Here is a 14,415-nt window from a genome sequence, read left to right on the forward strand (position 1 = left end):
CCGGGAACGATGACGATATTGGAGGCTGCCCGCCGCAAGGCGGAGCAGGGGGAGAGGCTCAGCCTGGCTGACGCCCTGGCGCTTTATGAGGAAAACGATCTTCTTTTTCTCGCGGACGCGGCGCGGCGCGCGAAGGAGCGTGCGAGCGGCAGGAGCGTTTTTTTTAATGTGAACCGTCATATCAATCTGACGAATATCTGCACGTCGGGCTGTCCCTTGTGCGCCTTTCAGGTGGCGGACGGGGACAGCCATGGCTATGTGATGGAGGCGGCGGACGTAGCGCGCGTTCTTGCTGAGGCGAAGGAGGTCAAGCGGCTCGGCGAGATCCACATCGTTTCGGCGCTTCATCCGACAAAGCCTTTCGACTACTACATCAATATCGTGCGCCAGGTCAAGGCGGCTCTGCCCGATGCCGACATCAAGGCGTTCACGCCCGTCGAGATCGTGCATTTTGCCGAGATGACGGGTAAGAGCGTCAAGGAGGTGCTCGCGCTTCTGCAGGAGGCGGGGCTTTCTTCGCTTCCGGGCGGCGGCGCGGAGATTCTCGCGGACCGCGTGCGCGCGATCATCTGTCCGAAGAAGGCGACGGCGGCCCAGTGGATCGAGACGATGAAGGCGGCGCACTCGCTCGGCATACGCACGAACGCGACGATGCTCTACGGTCATGTGGAGACGATCGAGGAGCGCCTGCAGCACCTCGTCACGCTGCGCGACATCCAGGACGAGACGGGCGGCTTCCAGGCGTTCGTTTCTTTCCCGTTCCATCCGGCGAATACGCAGCTTGCGAAGGACTATGCGCTGGAGCGCGTCGGCTCGTGGGAGGACATGAAGATGATGGCGCTCTCGCGCCTCATCCTCGATAACATCCGTCACATCAAGGCGTTCTGGATCATGCTGACGATGCCCGTGGCGCAGCTCGCTCTGGGCTTCGGCGCGGACGACCTCGACGGCACGATCGGCGAGGAGAAGATCATCCATGCGGCGGGCGCCAAGACGGGCACGGGCATCACGCGCGAAAGGCTCTGCCGCATCATCCGCGAGGCGGGCTACGAACCTGTGGAGCGCGACACGTTCTATCACGCGTTGGCGAGCGGAGAGGGGGAAGCGTAATGCGCCTGACGGAAAAGGAGGGCGAGGCTCTTCTACTCGCACAAGATCCGATCGCGCTCGGCCGTGAGGCCGATGCTGTACGGCGCGCGCGCTTCGGCAACTGCACGACGTTCATCGTCGACCGCAATATCAACTACACGAACATCTGCCGCAACGAGTGCAGCTTCTGCGCCTTCTACCGCAGGAAGGAGGCGGCGGACGCCTACCTGCTCTCCTACGAGGAAATTCTCGAAAAGGCGCGTGAGACGGTCGAGGCGGGCGGCACGCAGCTGATGATTCAGGGCGGCCTGCATCCGGAGCTGGGGCTTACCTATTACGAGGAAATGCTGCGCCTGTTGAAGCGTGAATTTCCCATGCTGACGATCCATTCCTTCACGGCGACGGAGATCCTCTACTTCGCAGAGAAGGCGGGACTTTCCGTCGAGGAGACATTGAAGCGCCTGCAGGCGGCGGGGCTTGACAGCCTGCCGGGCGGCGGTGCGGAGATCCTCGTCGACCGCATCCGCAAGAGGATTGCGCCGAAGAAGATCATGACGGACGATTGGCTGCGCATCATGAAGACGGCGCACACGATCGGCATGGAGAGCACGGCGACGATGGTCATCGGCTTCGGCGAGACGATGGCGGACCGCATCGAGCACATGGAGAAGATCCGCCGTCTGCAGGACGAGACGGGCGGCTTCCGCGCCTTCATCACATGGACGTTCCAGCCCGGACATACGGAGCTCGGCGGCGAGAAGGCAAGTTCGTGGGACTACCTGACGACGCTGGCGCTGACGCGCCTCTACCTCGACAACATCGCGCACATCCAAGGCTCGTGGGTCACGCAGGGCGAGCGCATCGGGCAGCTGACGCTGGGCTTCGGCGCGGACGACCTAGGCAGCATCATGCTCGAAGAAAACGTCGTCAAAGCGGCGGGCACTCGCTACGATATGTCGATCCGAAAGATGGTGCGCCTGATCCAAGGCGCGGGCAGAGAAGCCGCGCAACGCGATACGGAGTACCGTGTTTTACGGAAGTACGGATAAATTCAGCACAGCCACCTTGAGGCATCTTTTCCGCACCATCAGCGTCGGCAAATCCTCTGCATAGCCCTGCTATGCGTCCGGTTTGTCTCCTTGATTGGACGAAAAATCTGCATCCATCTGGCAGACTTCATTTTATCAGTACTTCCTGAAAAACCTTCAGCGAAAGGAGCGAATAAATGGCACAGCAAGAAATTCCTGCCGCATCGTTCGGCATCGTCGGCGGTTCGGGCACGCTTTCGAGTGATTTTCCCGCGCGTCTTCCCGATGAGGACGTCAAGATCCTCGCCGACAATCTCATCTTCGACACGCCCTACGGCAAGAGCCCCGCGTTCCGCCTGTTCTCCGTCGGCGAGGTGCGTGCGCTCTCGTGCCGCATGCACGGCTGGCGCTCGGGCGTGACGCGCGCCGACGCTTCGCGTCAGGTCTTCTGGGTGTTCCGCGAGGCCGGCGTCGTGCGCGTCCTCTCCGAGGGCGGCGTCGGTACGGCGAATCATTTGCTCGATCCGCGCGACTTCCTGATTCCCGACGACTACCTCGACCTCTCGAACCGCAAGGATGTCATGCTCGACGGCAGATATCTGCTCATCATGCGCGACGCCCTTTGCCCCGAGCTGCGCGAAGCGCTTCTGGCGGCGACGAAGAAGCGCTTTTCGGGCCGCATCTTCGACCGCGGCATCTACGCCTGCACCGACGGACGCCACTTTGAAAGCTCCGCCGAGGTCGCCATGCTCAAGGGTCATGCCGACATCATCGGGCAGAGCATCTGCCCCGAGGTCTACCTCGCGCGTGAGATCGGCGCGTGCTACGCGGGGCTTTACTACGTCGTGAACTACGGCGAGGGCATCCGACCCAAGTGGTCGTACGGCACGATGAAGGAGATCTTCTACGACGACGCGCCGATGATCGGCGAGGTGCTCGCAGAAACGATTCGGGAAACAGCGGCGAAGGAGCGCCATTGCGAGTGCCTCGCGCTGCGCAAGGAGACGCTGCTGAAGGACGTCTACAACGAGGCGTCGGATAAGGGCTAGGGAAAGAAGGGCAGGCCTTTGGATATAAAAATCGTGGCGTATTTTCTCGGACGCATCGCGCAGGCGCAGGGCCTCGTCTTTCTTCTGCCGCTTGCCGTGTCCCTTTGGCGGGGAGAAAATTTCGCGGGGGCGGCTCTTTTTTTCGCGGCGGCCTTGAGCGCCGGAATCGGCACAAAACTTAGGTGCTATGGAACCGATCCGGGCGACCGCCTTTCCATACGCGAAGGAATCGCCATTACGGGCGGCGGCTGGATGCTGGCGACTTTTCTCGGCATGCTGCCCTATCTTTTGGGCGGCTATCTCGGATACCTCGACGGTGTTTTTGAAAGCATTTCGGGCTTTACGGGGACGGGAGCAACCGTTATAACGGACATCGAGGCCTTGCCGCAGGGCATTCTTCTCTGGCGCAGCCTCACGCATTGGCTCGGCGGCCTCGGCATCATCGTCATCTTCATCGCGCTCCTGCCCGCCACAGGGCAGAGCGCCATCACCATGTACAATGCCGAGTCGAGCTCGCAAGGCTCGGAACGCGTCCTGCCGCGGCTCAAGAATATGACCTCCGTCCTCTTTCGCATCTATGTCGTCTTGACCACGGTGGCATACTTCATCTTCCTTCTGTGCGGCATGGAGCCTCTCGCCGCTCTCAATCATGCGATGTCGACGATCGGCACGGGCGGCTTCTCCACCTACAACGCGAGCGCGGCGCATTTCCAAAGCCCGGCCGTCGAGCTTTGGATGTCGCTCTTCATGTTCATTGCGGGCGGCAGTTTCGGCCTCTATTACCGCGTTTATCTGAAAGGACCGCGCGTCCTTTGGACCAATTCGGAGTTCAAGGCCTATCTCGGCATCGTTGTCGCCGCCGTATTCCTCATTGCGGGCGATCTTCTGCGGAGCGGTCTTTATGATTTGCCGGACTCCCTGCGTTTTGCCGTGTTCCAGGTCACTTCCCTTTCGACGACGGGCTTTGTATCTGCCAACTACGAGCTTTGGCCGGGGTTTTCCAAGGGCGTCCTCCTCCTCCTCATGCTCATGGGCGGCTGTGTCGGATCGACGGCAGCGGGGCTCAAAATCGCGCGCGTCATCCTGCTCTTCCGCATGGTCCGAGCCATCGTGCTGGAAAAGCTCCACCCGCGCGTCGCAATTTCTGTGCGCATGAATGGGGGTTCCGTCTCGGAGGCCGTGCTGCATCGTACGGCGGTATTCTTTTTTCTCTACATCCTGACCATCGCCTTCTTCGCCGTGCTCATGACGGCGGACAACATCAAGACCTTCGACGCCATCGGCATCAGCGTGACAACTGTCGGCTGCATCGGCCCTGCGTTCGGCATCGCGGGTGCGACGGAAAACTATGCGGGTCTTTCCGACTTCACGAAAGGCATCCTCTGCTTCGCCATGCTGCTCGGCCGCCTCGAATTCTTCACCTTGCTCGTCATGCTCTACCCGTCGTTTTGGCGGTCGAAGGGAAATTGGTGACGCGCGGTGAGTGCAAAGTATGGCGTGATGATAACCATTGTTGTAGAATGGCGTTTTTGTTATGGTGAGTACGAATGTAAATATTTGCATGGACGAGGATTTGAAGCGCGCGAAACGGCGCGGCTATGATATGGCAGTGCTCACGGAAATCATCAAAAAATTATCAGCGGGGGAACCACTGCCGGAGAAAACTGCGATCACGGTCTCACGGGCAGCTACGGCGGCTGTCGGGAAGGTCACATCGTGCCGGATTGGCTGCTGATTTATGAAATTGCTGAGGAAACGTTGATTTTGTATCTCATGAGAACGGGATCGCACAGTGATTTATTTTAACGGAAGGAGCGGTCAGTCATGGAAAGCAAAATTGCAGAACTCATTCACTTGAAAACTCAGCCCGTAGCCGTGCTTCATGCGGATGCGGCGCCTGAAGGGGCCATGCAGTTCAAGGAAGGCGTCTGGGGCTGCTCGGTCGCTTTGCTTGTGGCGGCAAGCAAGGGAAGGACGGCCGCGTTCGCCGAAAAGACGACCGTCTGTCTTGGTGCGAAAACGGGGCTGGGCTTTCAGGACTACCCGCACGGCTGGATCGAATACTTCCTCTCGACGGGCGGCGAACAGATCGGCAGAGAAGGCGAGTTCTACAAGAAAACACCGGAACTGGCGCGGGACTTCATCGAGAACATTAAGCGTCATGACGGCAAGCCCTATGTCGTCTGCAAGCCCCTGCGCGATGTCCTGCCCGATGAACGCCCGCTTGCGGTGATCTTCCTCGTGAACGCTGATCAGCTCTCAGCTCTTGCCACGCTGGCGAATTACGACAAGAGGACGCAGGACAACGTCAAGCTTCTCTTCGGCGCCGGCTGTGCGCAGGCGGTACTCTATCCCGTGACGGAAGAGCAGGAGGGCGGCAAGAGCTGCTTCATCGGCATGACCGACCCTTCGGCGAGGAAGTGTATCCCGAAGGACGTGCTGTCCTTCAGCATACCGTACAGCCGATTCCTGGAAATGGAGCGCGAGGCGGAGGGAAGTTTCCTCACGAAGGAGACATGGGGGAAGATTGCGGCGCGGTTGAAGTAGCGGAAGCGTGCAGGAATATGATCGGCAGTCCCACACGATGCGCCGTGATCTTGCCCGTGCTGTCCGCGGCGGAAATCTCTTTGAGAAGAAGATCGTGTTCTATGAGAGAAAGGAAAAAGCCTGCGCGGAAATTTGCGGGCAAGCCGGTTTCATCAAGCGAGCGGCCATCGTTTGCTGTAAAAAAGAGCCTCTGCACAATGCGCTGCCGCATCGTGCAGAGGCTCTTTCCTGTATTTGCAGCGGAATCTTTGCAAGAAATCAGCAGCTGCCGATCTCATCGAGCGCTTTTGCCGCGCCTGTTTTGCTGAGGTTTACGCTGCGGTTTTCGCCAAGTCCCGTGAAGATGACGAGGCAGGCGTCGGATTTGGCGTGCTCCTTGATATAGGCGTCGTCGAAGGTCATGAGGCGGTCGCCTTTTTTGACCTTTTGGCCGCTTTCGACAAACACCTCGAAGCCCTGGCCGCCGAGGGCGACGGTGTCGACGCCGATATGCAGCAGGTACTCTGTGCCGTCGGCGGCTTTCATGCCGATGGCGTGCTTTGTGTCGAAGACGAAGACGACTTCGCCGTCCTCCGGGGCATAGACGGTTTCTTCCGTCGGGTAGACGAAGTAGCCGTCGCCCATCATCTTGCTGGCGAAGGCCTCGTCGGGCGCTTCCTCAATGGGGTGGACGGCTCCCGCGACGGGCGTGAAGAGCGTATGCGTGCCGGTTTCTGCGGCGGGCGTTTCCGCTGCCGGAGCCGCTTCTTCGGGCGCTTTTTCCGCTTCCGTTGCTGCAGGCGGGGCTGCACCGGGCTCCACATCGGGCGCCGTTTCGAGGTACGATTCGAGGTTTGCCTTGATGACGGTGACCTGTGGGCCGTAGATGACCTGCACGCCCGTTCCCTTGACGATGACACCGACAGCGCCGGTAGCCTTCAGAAGCTTCTCGTCTACGAGCGCCGGGTCTTCGATGGAGCAGCGCAGGCGCGTCGCGCAGCAGTCGACGGAGGTGATGTTCTTTTTGCTGCCGAGGCCGCGGGCAATCGCTGCGCTCTTGGCATCGTCCGAGGCGGCTCCTGTGCCTTGGCTTGCGCCGCCCTGCTGTGCCTGGTAGTCGGCCTTGGAGTAGAGCTTCGTTTCCTCGTCATCGTCTTCTCTGCCCGGGGTTTTGAAGTTGAAGTGGCGAATCATCCAGGAGAAGATGAAGTAGTAGAGGAAGAAGTAGATGACGCCGACGGGAATGATATACATCCAGCCCGTTTTTGCCTCACCCTGCAGGATGCCGAAGATGAAGAGATCCAAAAGACCGCCGGAGAAGGTCAGGCCGACGGCGATATTAAGCATGTGCGCGATCATGTAAGCCGCACCTGCGAGAACCACCTGCACGGCGAAAAGAGCAGGCGCGACGAAGAGGAAGGAAAACTCGATGGGTTCCGTGATGCCCGTAAACATCGAGGTCAGGGCGGCGGACAGGAGGAGGCCTCCCGCGAGCTTCTTCTTTTCGGGACGCGCCGCGCGGTACATGGCGAGAGCTGCGCCCGGCAGGCCGAAGATCATGAAGATGAATTCGCCGGAGAAATAGCGCGTTGCGTCAGAGCTGAAATGCGCGACATTCGGCGAGGCGAGCTGGGCGAAGAAGATGTTCTGGCCGCCCTGGATGAGCTGGCCGTCGATCATCATCGAGCCGCCGACGCCCGTCTGCCAGAACGGCAGATAAAAGACGTGGTGCAGTCCGAATGGGATCAGGGCGCGTTTGATGATGCCGAAAACCAGCGTGCCGATATAGCCCGTGCCCGTCACGAGGCTGCCGAGAGCGAAGATGCCCTGCTGCGCGAGCGGCCAGACGAAGTACATGGCGATGCCGACGAAGAGGAATGCGACGGTGGAGATGATGGGAATGAACCGCGAGCCGCCGAAGAAGGAGAGCGCGTTCGGCAACACGATCTTGTGGTACTTGTTGTGCAGCCAGGCGACGCCGAGTCCGACGATGATGCCGCCGAAGACGCCCATCTGGAACGAAAGGATGCCGCAGCTTGGGGCGATCGTTCCCTCAAGCACCGAGGGCGCAATGGAGCCGTCGGGGAGGATTTGGCCGCCGAGCTTGAGCATGGCGTTGCAGGCCGTGTGCATGACGAAGAAGGCGATCATGGCCGAGAGGGCCGCGACCTCCTTTTCCGCTTTGGCCATGCCGATGGCGACGCCGACGGCGAAGATGATCGGCAGATTGCCGAAGATGGTGCTGCCTGCACTCGCCATGATGGTGAGGAGCGCGTAGAGTGCCGTGCCTTCGCCGAGAATCGCTCCAAGACCGTACGTTTCTACGGTCGTGGGATTCGTAAACGACGCGCCGATGCCCAGGAGGATACCGGCGATCGGCAGTACGGCGACGGGCAGCATGAAACTTCGCCCGACGCGTTGGAGTACGCTGAAAATTTCGTCTTTCATAAGGGCAAAACCTTCCTTTCCTCCGCGCTTTTCCGGAAACCGCCTGCAGCTCCCCTCTCTTCCGGCGTATTCCCTCCGCTCGGCGTGCCTGCAAAGATGCAAAAAAGCATCAGCCAAAGGGGCGCAAAGGCTCTTGACTGATGCTTGCTGCGCCGTCTGCGCGCGGAAATTCCATGAAACATTACATGTAGATTATACCGTAGGAAGCTTTGTTTTGTAAAGGGAAGGGAGTGCGCCTGCCCGGTTTTTCCTGCAAAAGAAATTCTCCGGCGCTTTCTCTTGCAGGAATATTCGCGCAGGCAGAGAACTCCATAGTGAGAAATAGGAGCGTTTTGCTGCGGCATGTTTCAGCCGCATTCTTGCCGAGGACATCGGGCAGGGGAAAAGTTTGATGGGAGGAGATATTATGCGGCGTGTTTTGTCGATGGTCTTGTTCGTGCTCTGCCTTTCGTTTGCGCAGGCGGCTGCTGCGGCGGCTTATCCGGATTATTTGGGCGGCGACCGCAATTACCTTTTATGCGGCGGTCATATGGGCGTGGGCTACTATGTGGACAAGAGCTCGCTCGTCGTGCAGAAGTATGCGCCGCCCACATATCGGATTGCCGTCAACGTGCTGGTCGTGGAAGACGCCGATAGCGGCAATACGAAGCCGTATCGCGTGGATACGCGCCAGTACCTCTATCAGTGGGATTCGCGGGCGATGTATCGCTGGGGCGAGGATTCGTGGCAGTACATACCGCCGGTTGGCAGCAATGCCGAAACGGGACATGAGTTCAGCGGGGAGATGGCGTTCTACATCGCTTATCACATGAAGTTTTACGGTGGGCAGAGGTGGTACAACCGCCATAGGGGAAGCTATGATTATCCCAATTTTTCCGATCATCTCTATGCCGTGGTAGACGGTTCGAATTGAAGCGTCTGTCCTGAGGCATGGGCAGTAAAAAATAAAAAGCCGAGGCGGTGCAGATTCCTGCGCCGATCTCGGCTTTTAGGAAACGCTGATAAAATGAAGTCGCCCAGATTTGCGCAGATGCGCTGTATCTATGGCGGTCAACGTCAACCAATCATGCGGCGCACTTCGCGCTTGCATTCTTGGGACGTTTTCGCATACGAGCCGTTGCCCAATCACCTGCGTCCTTCGGACTTGGCTTTTGGACGGCTCAGCAAGGAGACAAACCGCAGGCGTAGCGGTGCTACGTCGAGGATTTGTCGACGACGAGAGGACAGTGCAGATGCGTGAAGATGGGTGGCTGAATTTATCAGTGATTCCTTTATTTTCTGCGTCCGAATCCATCGAAGGGAGCGCCGGAGCCGTTCCGCTTCGGTCAGTGAATCAGGCCGTTGGCGCGCAGGACTTCCTGGATGCTCGCGGCGCTTTTTTTCAGCAGGGCGAGTTCATCGTCGGGCAGGTGAAGCGGCAGGCGGCGCGTGACGCCTGTTTTGCCGATGATGCTCGGGAGCGAGAGTGCGACGTCCTGGAGGCCGTATTCGCCGTTCAAGGGCATGGAGACGGGCAGGACGGCGTGCTCATCCGTGACGACGGCTTTGGCGAGGCGGCAGGCGCCCATGGCGATGCCGGTGTTCGTCCAGCCCTTGGACGTGAGCACATCATAGGCTGTGTTCACGACGTTTTTGGCGACGGCCTCCTTGTCCAGGGCGCCTTCATGCTCGAAGAGGCTGTCGAGATCTTTCAGCGGCATGCCGCCGATGCCGACGGAGCTCCAGGCGGGAAAGGCGCTGTTGCCGTGCTCGCCAAGCATGTAGCCCTGCACGTCCGTCGCGTCCACATGGTAGTGCTGGCCGAGGATGCTCTTGAAGCGCAGCGTTTCAAGCGTCGTGCCTGTGCCGAAGAGGCGCCCTGCGGGATAGCCGAATTCCGTTGCCGCGACATAGGTCGTGATGTCGAGAGGGTTTGTGATCATGATGAAGACGGCCTCATGCGTGTACTTCGTGACTTCGCCCATGACATCGCGTATGACGGCGATGTTCTTCTCGGCGAGCACGAGGCGGTCGTTTCCTTCGCCGGGCTGGATGCTCGGGCCGGCGGCGCAGATGATGACGTCGGCGTCGCGGCATTCCTCGAAGCCGCCGGAATAGACATGGATGCTCGGCGTGTAGGAGCAGGGAAGCGCGTGCACGGCATCGAGGGCCTCGCCGTGTGCGACCTCCTTCCGGATGTCGATGCAGGCGATTTCCGAGGCGATCTGACAGGGGATGGCGCGCGCGAGCACGGCGGAGCCGACGTGGCCGAGACCGATGATGGCAAGCTTTAAGGGTTTCAACATAGATACACATCTCCTTGAAGAATTGCGGTGGCAGATGTCATCGCTGTTATATGGCTGCTCTTTGGGGGCAATAACTATAGTATACACCCAAAGAAGAGGGAAGGAAAGTATGCGGCCTGAAAGGGAATGAGAATCATTTTATATTGATAAAATAGGAATTGACGGTATTGCCCGACGGTGGTATTATACGGGCAAAGGGCTGACGGCCTTTGCCAAGCTATTTGTTGCAATTGATGGAGGAGGATATCATCATGGAGCTGAAAGGATCGCAGACAGAGAAGAACCTTTGGGCAGCGTTTGCCGGGGAATCGCAGGCTTACACGAAGTACGGTTATTACGCTTCCCGCGCGAAGAAGGACGGCTTTGAGCAGATTTCGGCGCTTTTTGCCGAGACGGCAGGCAACGAGAAGGAACATGCCAAGATCTGGTTCAAACTCGTGGCGGGCATCGGCGATACGGCGGCGAATCTCGAGGCTGCTGCGAACGGTGAGCACGAGGAATGGACTTCGATGTACCCTGAGTTTGCCAAGGTGGCGCAGGAGGAAGGCTTCACGAAGATCGCGCGTCTCTTCGAGAGCGTGGCGAAGATCGAGAAGGAGCACGAGGAGCGCTATCGCCTGCTGCTCGCGAATGTCAAGGACGAGGCAGTATTCAAAAAGGGTGAGAAGATCATCTGGCAGTGCCGCAACTGCGGCTATGTCTGTGAAGCAGCACAGGCGCCGCAGGTCTGTCCCGTCTGTGATCACCCGCAGGCTTATTTCGAACAGATGAAGAAGAATTACTGAGAAACGGTTCGCTTCCGGCATAAGAAAAGAGGCTCGCCCATATCGTGCGGCAGACGATGTGGGCGAGCCTCTTTTTATGCCGGCAAGCGCTGGGATGTGGGCGCTTCCTGGTTTTCTCAGATGCGGAGGCTGAAATTGGCGATATAGCCGAGTTCCTCGGCGTGATCGTGGAAGAAGTCGAACATGGTCAAGAACATCGTGCGGTTTTCCTTTTTCATGGCGTTTGCCATGATCCGGAGTGCTCCGGCAGGTCCTTCGTCGCGCAGGATGCCTGGCGGGTCGAGGAGTGTCATCGGGCCGCATTTCTGTTCTGTCCGGAAAGCGTGGCTTTCGATCCTTTCCTTCCAGCCGCTGCGGGTCAGCGGTTCGACGTGGACATTGATCGCCTGGGAAAGGCCGGAGATGAGTTCCTTTTGTACGGCAGCGTCGTCCGTACGAAAGACGACATCATGCGTGACGAGAACGCCGCCGGGTTTCAGCACACGTGAATACTCGGCAAGTGCGCGATCCTTGTCTCCGCCGATGAGCATCGTCAGCATGGCCTCGTTGATGACGACATCGAAGCTGGCATCTGCGAACGGCAGATCGAAAGCGTTGCCGTGGACGACAGAAATCTTGTCCTCGAGCCCCTGGCTCTTGATGTTGGCGCGTGCCTTTTCGAGCGCTGCGTCGTCGAGATCGATGCCGACGACCTCACAGTCATACGTCTTTGCAACATGGATCATCGTGGTGCCCATATTGCATGCCACTTCGAGCACCTTGAAGCCCGGTTGGATTGCCGCCTTGGAGAGAAGCCAGTTCGTAGCTTCGACGCCGCCGGGACGAAGCTTCGTCTTTCCCATTCTGGCCAAAAAGGTGTGTCCTGCCTCTCGCATGGTATCATCTCCTTCGTATAATCACATACCTTCGATTGATTCTCATTATAAATGCAAGATGGTCACGTGTCAATAGTTTTCATATCTAAAAAATAGGAAAAAGAGCGGCGTTTCATTCAGGAATGCAAAAAAAGAGGGCGCCGCATCATGCGGCGGGAGGCCGCGTGCAGCACCCTCTTTTGCTTTCGGTGTGGTTCAGTCCTGGTTTCTGTTCGCTTCTTCCAGGGCTTCTATGCGTCGGTAGACCTCGATGAATTCGAGTGCGACGGTTTTGAATCCCTCCGCGCTCATCAGCTGATCTTCCGCGTGGGCGAGGAGGAGCGTCAGAGGAGCAGCGCTGCCGGCGGATTCTTTCGTCAGGAGTTCGCCGTGCGCTTTGTGCCCGTCGAGAAACGATTCGTCGCCTTCTTCGATGCGCCGTACGGCCCTATCGAAACTGCCGTGCTTGGCCGCCGCAATCGCTTCGATATAGGCGCTTTTTGCCGCACCGACGGCGGAGATGATGCGAAATGCGATGAGCTCTGTGTCTTCCATGAAAATTCACTCCTTATTTGTTTGCCGGATCAAGGGAGAACGAAAAGGGCAGCAGCTCTTCCGGCGTGACGATTTTTTTCGCGCCGCTGAGATTGGCGAGGATGATGCGCCCGATGCTGAATTCGGCGATGACCTGGCGGCAGGCGCCGCAGGGAGAGCAGGGAAGCGTCCCGTCGGCGACGACGGCCAGGGCGGCGATTTCCCGCACGCCTTCGGAGACGGCCTTGAAGATGGCTGTGCGTTCGGCGCAGTTCGTCAGGCCGTAGGAGGCGTTTTCGATGTTGCAGCCGGAAAAGACGCGCCCGTCGGCTGCAAGAGCCGCCGCGCCGACGGAGAAGCCGGAATAGGGCGCATAGGCGCGTTCGCGTGCTTTTTTTGCATGGGCGATGAGCTCCGCGTCCGTCATGGAATCATCCTTTCGTTTTTTTGCGGCATCCGTCGTCTGTGCCGATTTTCGGCGCGGACGCGCTGAAGCTGTCCTCCGTGACACGCGCGAAGAGCTTCGGCCTTGGGGCGGGCGGCTCTTCACCGAGCGCAAGGGCGGAGCGATAGAGGTCTGCGGCAGCTGCCAGGCGGTCTTCTTCGTTTGTGTAAAGGATGGCGATGGGTTCATTCGTTTCGGCATAGTCGCCGGTCTTTTTCAGCAGGCGGATGCCCGCCGCCATATCGATGGAGCTTCCTTTTGTCTCGCGGCCTGCGCCGAGGAGGCAGGCCGCTCTGCCGATGGCTTCGGTATCCATCTGGGTGATAAAGCCGTATGCGGGCAGGGCTATTTCCTGCCGGAAGGCCGCCTGGGGCAGTTTTTCGGGTCGGTCGAGGCAGGAGACGTTGCCTCCCTGCGCTTCGGTCATGGCGCGGAAGGTGCGGAAGGCGCTGCCGTCGGCAAGCGCCTTTTCGGCGAGCTTCCGGCATTCGTCGAAACCGCCGCGTCCGATGAGGCGCAGCATATCGGCGGCGAGCGTGAGGCTCGTCTCGCGAAGATCGGCGGGGCCTTTGCCCTGTAGGATCTCAACGGCTTCGGCGATCTCGAGTGCGTTGCCGATGGCAGCGCCGAGCGGCACGTCCATATCCGTGACGATGGCGGCGGTCTTCCTGCCCGCGCTCTTGCCGATGCTGACCATGCTGCGCGCAAGTTCGAGCGCGTCGCTTTGCGTTTTCATAAAGGCGCCGCTGCCCATCTTGATGTCGAGCAGGATGGCGGAGCTTCCCGCCGCAATTTTCTTGCTCATGATGGAAGAGGCGATGAGCGGGATGGAATCGACAGTGGCCGTCACGTCGCGCAGGGCATAGAGCTTCTTGTCCGCCGGGGCGAGGTTGTCGGATTGACCGACGAGGCTCAGCCCCGTGCGCCGCACCGTGGCGAGGAAATCCTCGCGCGAGAGCGTCGTTTGAAAGCCGGGGATGGATTCAAGCTTGTCCACGGTGCCGCCCGTATGGCCGAGGCCGCGTCCGCTCATCTTGGCGATGCGCGCGCCGCAGGCTGCGGCGATGGGGCAGGCGATGAGCGTCGTCTTGTCGCCGACGCCGCCCGTCGAGTGCTTGTCCACCGTTGCTGTGCCGAAGCCGGAGAGGTCGACGCGCTCGCCCGAATCCGCCATGGCGAGCGTCAAATCGCCCATTTCGCGCTCCGTCATGCCGCGCAGGCAGATGGCCATGAGCATGGCGGACATCTGGTAGTCGGGAATCGTGCCGCAGGTGAATCCTTCGATCATCGACTGGATTTCCGCTGTGGAAAGTTCCTCGCCGTGCTTCTTCTTCGTGATGAGGTCGTACATACGCATAAAAATCCCTCGCAG

The 14,415-nt window shown here is 59.3% G+C and carries 15 protein-coding genes; 9 read left to right on the forward strand and 6 right to left on the reverse strand.

Going from position 1 to position 14,415, the window contains the following annotated elements; all coding sequences use genetic code 11:
- Positions 1-9: 9 nt before the first annotated feature.
- The 7 genes from mqnE (at position 10) to ACRTGH_RS05980 (ending at position 5,713) form a co-directional block, all read left to right on the forward strand.
- The gene (gene mqnE / locus ACRTGH_RS05950) at positions 10-1,110 is read left to right on the forward strand and encodes an aminofutalosine synthase MqnE (RefSeq protein WP_368847629.1); all 1,101 of its coding nucleotides are present in this window, start codon (positions 10-12) and stop codon (positions 1,108-1,110) included.
- Positions 1,110-2,138: a cyclic dehypoxanthinyl futalosine synthase gene (gene mqnC / locus ACRTGH_RS05955; RefSeq protein WP_368847630.1), complete on the forward strand. Its 1,029-nt coding sequence runs from the start codon at positions 1,110-1,112 to the stop codon at positions 2,136-2,138. The genes mqnE and mqnC overlap by 1 nt, the downstream gene beginning before the upstream one ends.
- Positions 2,139-2,314: 176 nt before the next feature.
- Positions 2,315-3,166 (forward strand): MTAP family purine nucleoside phosphorylase, encoded by an 852-nt coding sequence (locus ACRTGH_RS05960; protein ID WP_368847631.1) that lies wholly within the window; start codon positions 2,315-2,317, stop codon positions 3,164-3,166.
- Positions 3,167-3,184: 18 nt separating this feature from the next.
- The gene (locus ACRTGH_RS05965; protein ID WP_368847632.1) at positions 3,185-4,639 is read left to right on the forward strand and encodes a TrkH family potassium uptake protein; all 1,455 of its coding nucleotides are present in this window, start codon (positions 3,185-3,187) and stop codon (positions 4,637-4,639) included.
- 61 nt (positions 4,640-4,700) lie between these two features.
- Entirely contained in the window at positions 4,701-4,901 is a 201-nt protein-coding gene (locus tag ACRTGH_RS05970; RefSeq protein ID WP_438474812.1) for a type II toxin-antitoxin system RelE/ParE family toxin, read from the forward strand.
- Positions 4,880-4,972 carry a type II toxin-antitoxin system mRNA interferase toxin, RelE/StbE family gene (locus tag ACRTGH_RS05975; protein WP_438474853.1) on the forward strand — a complete coding sequence of 31 codons (93 nt, stop codon included), beginning with the start codon at positions 4,880-4,882 and terminating at the stop codon, positions 4,970-4,972. The genes ACRTGH_RS05970 and ACRTGH_RS05975 overlap by 22 nt, the downstream gene beginning before the upstream one ends.
- A gap of 18 nt (positions 4,973-4,990) precedes the next feature.
- Positions 4,991-5,713 carry a DUF169 domain-containing protein gene (locus ACRTGH_RS05980; RefSeq protein WP_368847633.1) on the forward strand — a complete coding sequence of 241 codons (723 nt, stop codon included), beginning with the start codon at positions 4,991-4,993 and terminating at the stop codon, positions 5,711-5,713.
- 258 nt (positions 5,714-5,971) lie between these two features.
- On the opposite strand, the gene ACRTGH_RS05985 is transcribed toward ACRTGH_RS05980, so the two are convergent.
- Complete coding sequence (locus ACRTGH_RS05985) at positions 5,972-8,140, reverse strand: PTS sugar transporter subunit IIABC (protein ID WP_368847634.1); 2,169 nt, start codon at positions 8,138-8,140, stop codon at positions 5,972-5,974.
- Between the two features lie 406 nt (positions 8,141-8,546).
- Between ACRTGH_RS05985 and ACRTGH_RS05990 the strand changes: the two genes are divergently transcribed.
- Positions 8,547-9,053, forward strand: coding sequence for a hypothetical protein (locus ACRTGH_RS05990; protein WP_368847635.1), 507 nt, complete (start codon positions 8,547-8,549; stop codon positions 9,051-9,053).
- 412 nt (positions 9,054-9,465) lie between these two features.
- Here ACRTGH_RS05990 and ACRTGH_RS05995 read toward each other — a convergent pair whose 3' ends face one another.
- Positions 9,466-10,425 carry an L-lactate dehydrogenase gene (locus ACRTGH_RS05995; protein ID WP_368847636.1) on the reverse strand — a complete coding sequence of 320 codons (960 nt, stop codon included), beginning with the start codon at positions 10,423-10,425 and terminating at the stop codon, positions 9,466-9,468.
- A gap of 251 nt (positions 10,426-10,676) precedes the next feature.
- On the opposite strand from ACRTGH_RS05995, the gene rbr reads away from it, so the two are divergent.
- Positions 10,677-11,210 carry a rubrerythrin gene (rbr, locus tag ACRTGH_RS06000; RefSeq protein WP_368847637.1) on the forward strand — a complete coding sequence of 178 codons (534 nt, stop codon included), beginning with the start codon at positions 10,677-10,679 and terminating at the stop codon, positions 11,208-11,210.
- A gap of 116 nt (positions 11,211-11,326) precedes the next feature.
- On the opposite strand, the gene ACRTGH_RS06005 is transcribed toward rbr, so the two are convergent.
- The 4 genes from ACRTGH_RS06005 to ACRTGH_RS06020 all read right to left on the reverse strand — a co-directional run bounded on the left by ACRTGH_RS06005 (position 11,327) and on the right by ACRTGH_RS06020 (position 14,400).
- Entirely contained in the window at positions 11,327-12,085 is a 759-nt protein-coding gene (locus ACRTGH_RS06005; RefSeq protein WP_368847638.1) for an SAM-dependent methyltransferase, read from the reverse strand.
- 195 nt (positions 12,086-12,280) lie between these two features.
- Positions 12,281-12,619 (reverse strand): PTS lactose/cellobiose transporter subunit IIA, encoded by a 339-nt coding sequence (locus tag ACRTGH_RS06010; protein ID WP_368847639.1) that lies wholly within the window; start codon positions 12,617-12,619, stop codon positions 12,281-12,283.
- A 13-nt stretch (positions 12,620-12,632) separates the two neighbouring features.
- The gene (locus ACRTGH_RS06015; RefSeq protein WP_368847640.1) at positions 12,633-13,025 is read right to left on the reverse strand and encodes a cytidine deaminase; all 393 of its coding nucleotides are present in this window, start codon (positions 13,023-13,025) and stop codon (positions 12,633-12,635) included.
- Positions 13,026-13,029: 4 nt separating this feature from the next.
- Entirely contained in the window at positions 13,030-14,400 is a 1,371-nt protein-coding gene (locus ACRTGH_RS06020) for a thymidine phosphorylase (protein WP_368847641.1), read from the reverse strand.
- Positions 14,401-14,415: the final 15 nt, after the last annotated feature.

This window comes from Selenomonas oralis, assembly GCF_051603425.1.
Taxonomy (GTDB): Bacteria; Bacillota; Negativicutes; order Selenomonadales; family Selenomonadaceae; genus Selenomonas; species Selenomonas sputigena_A.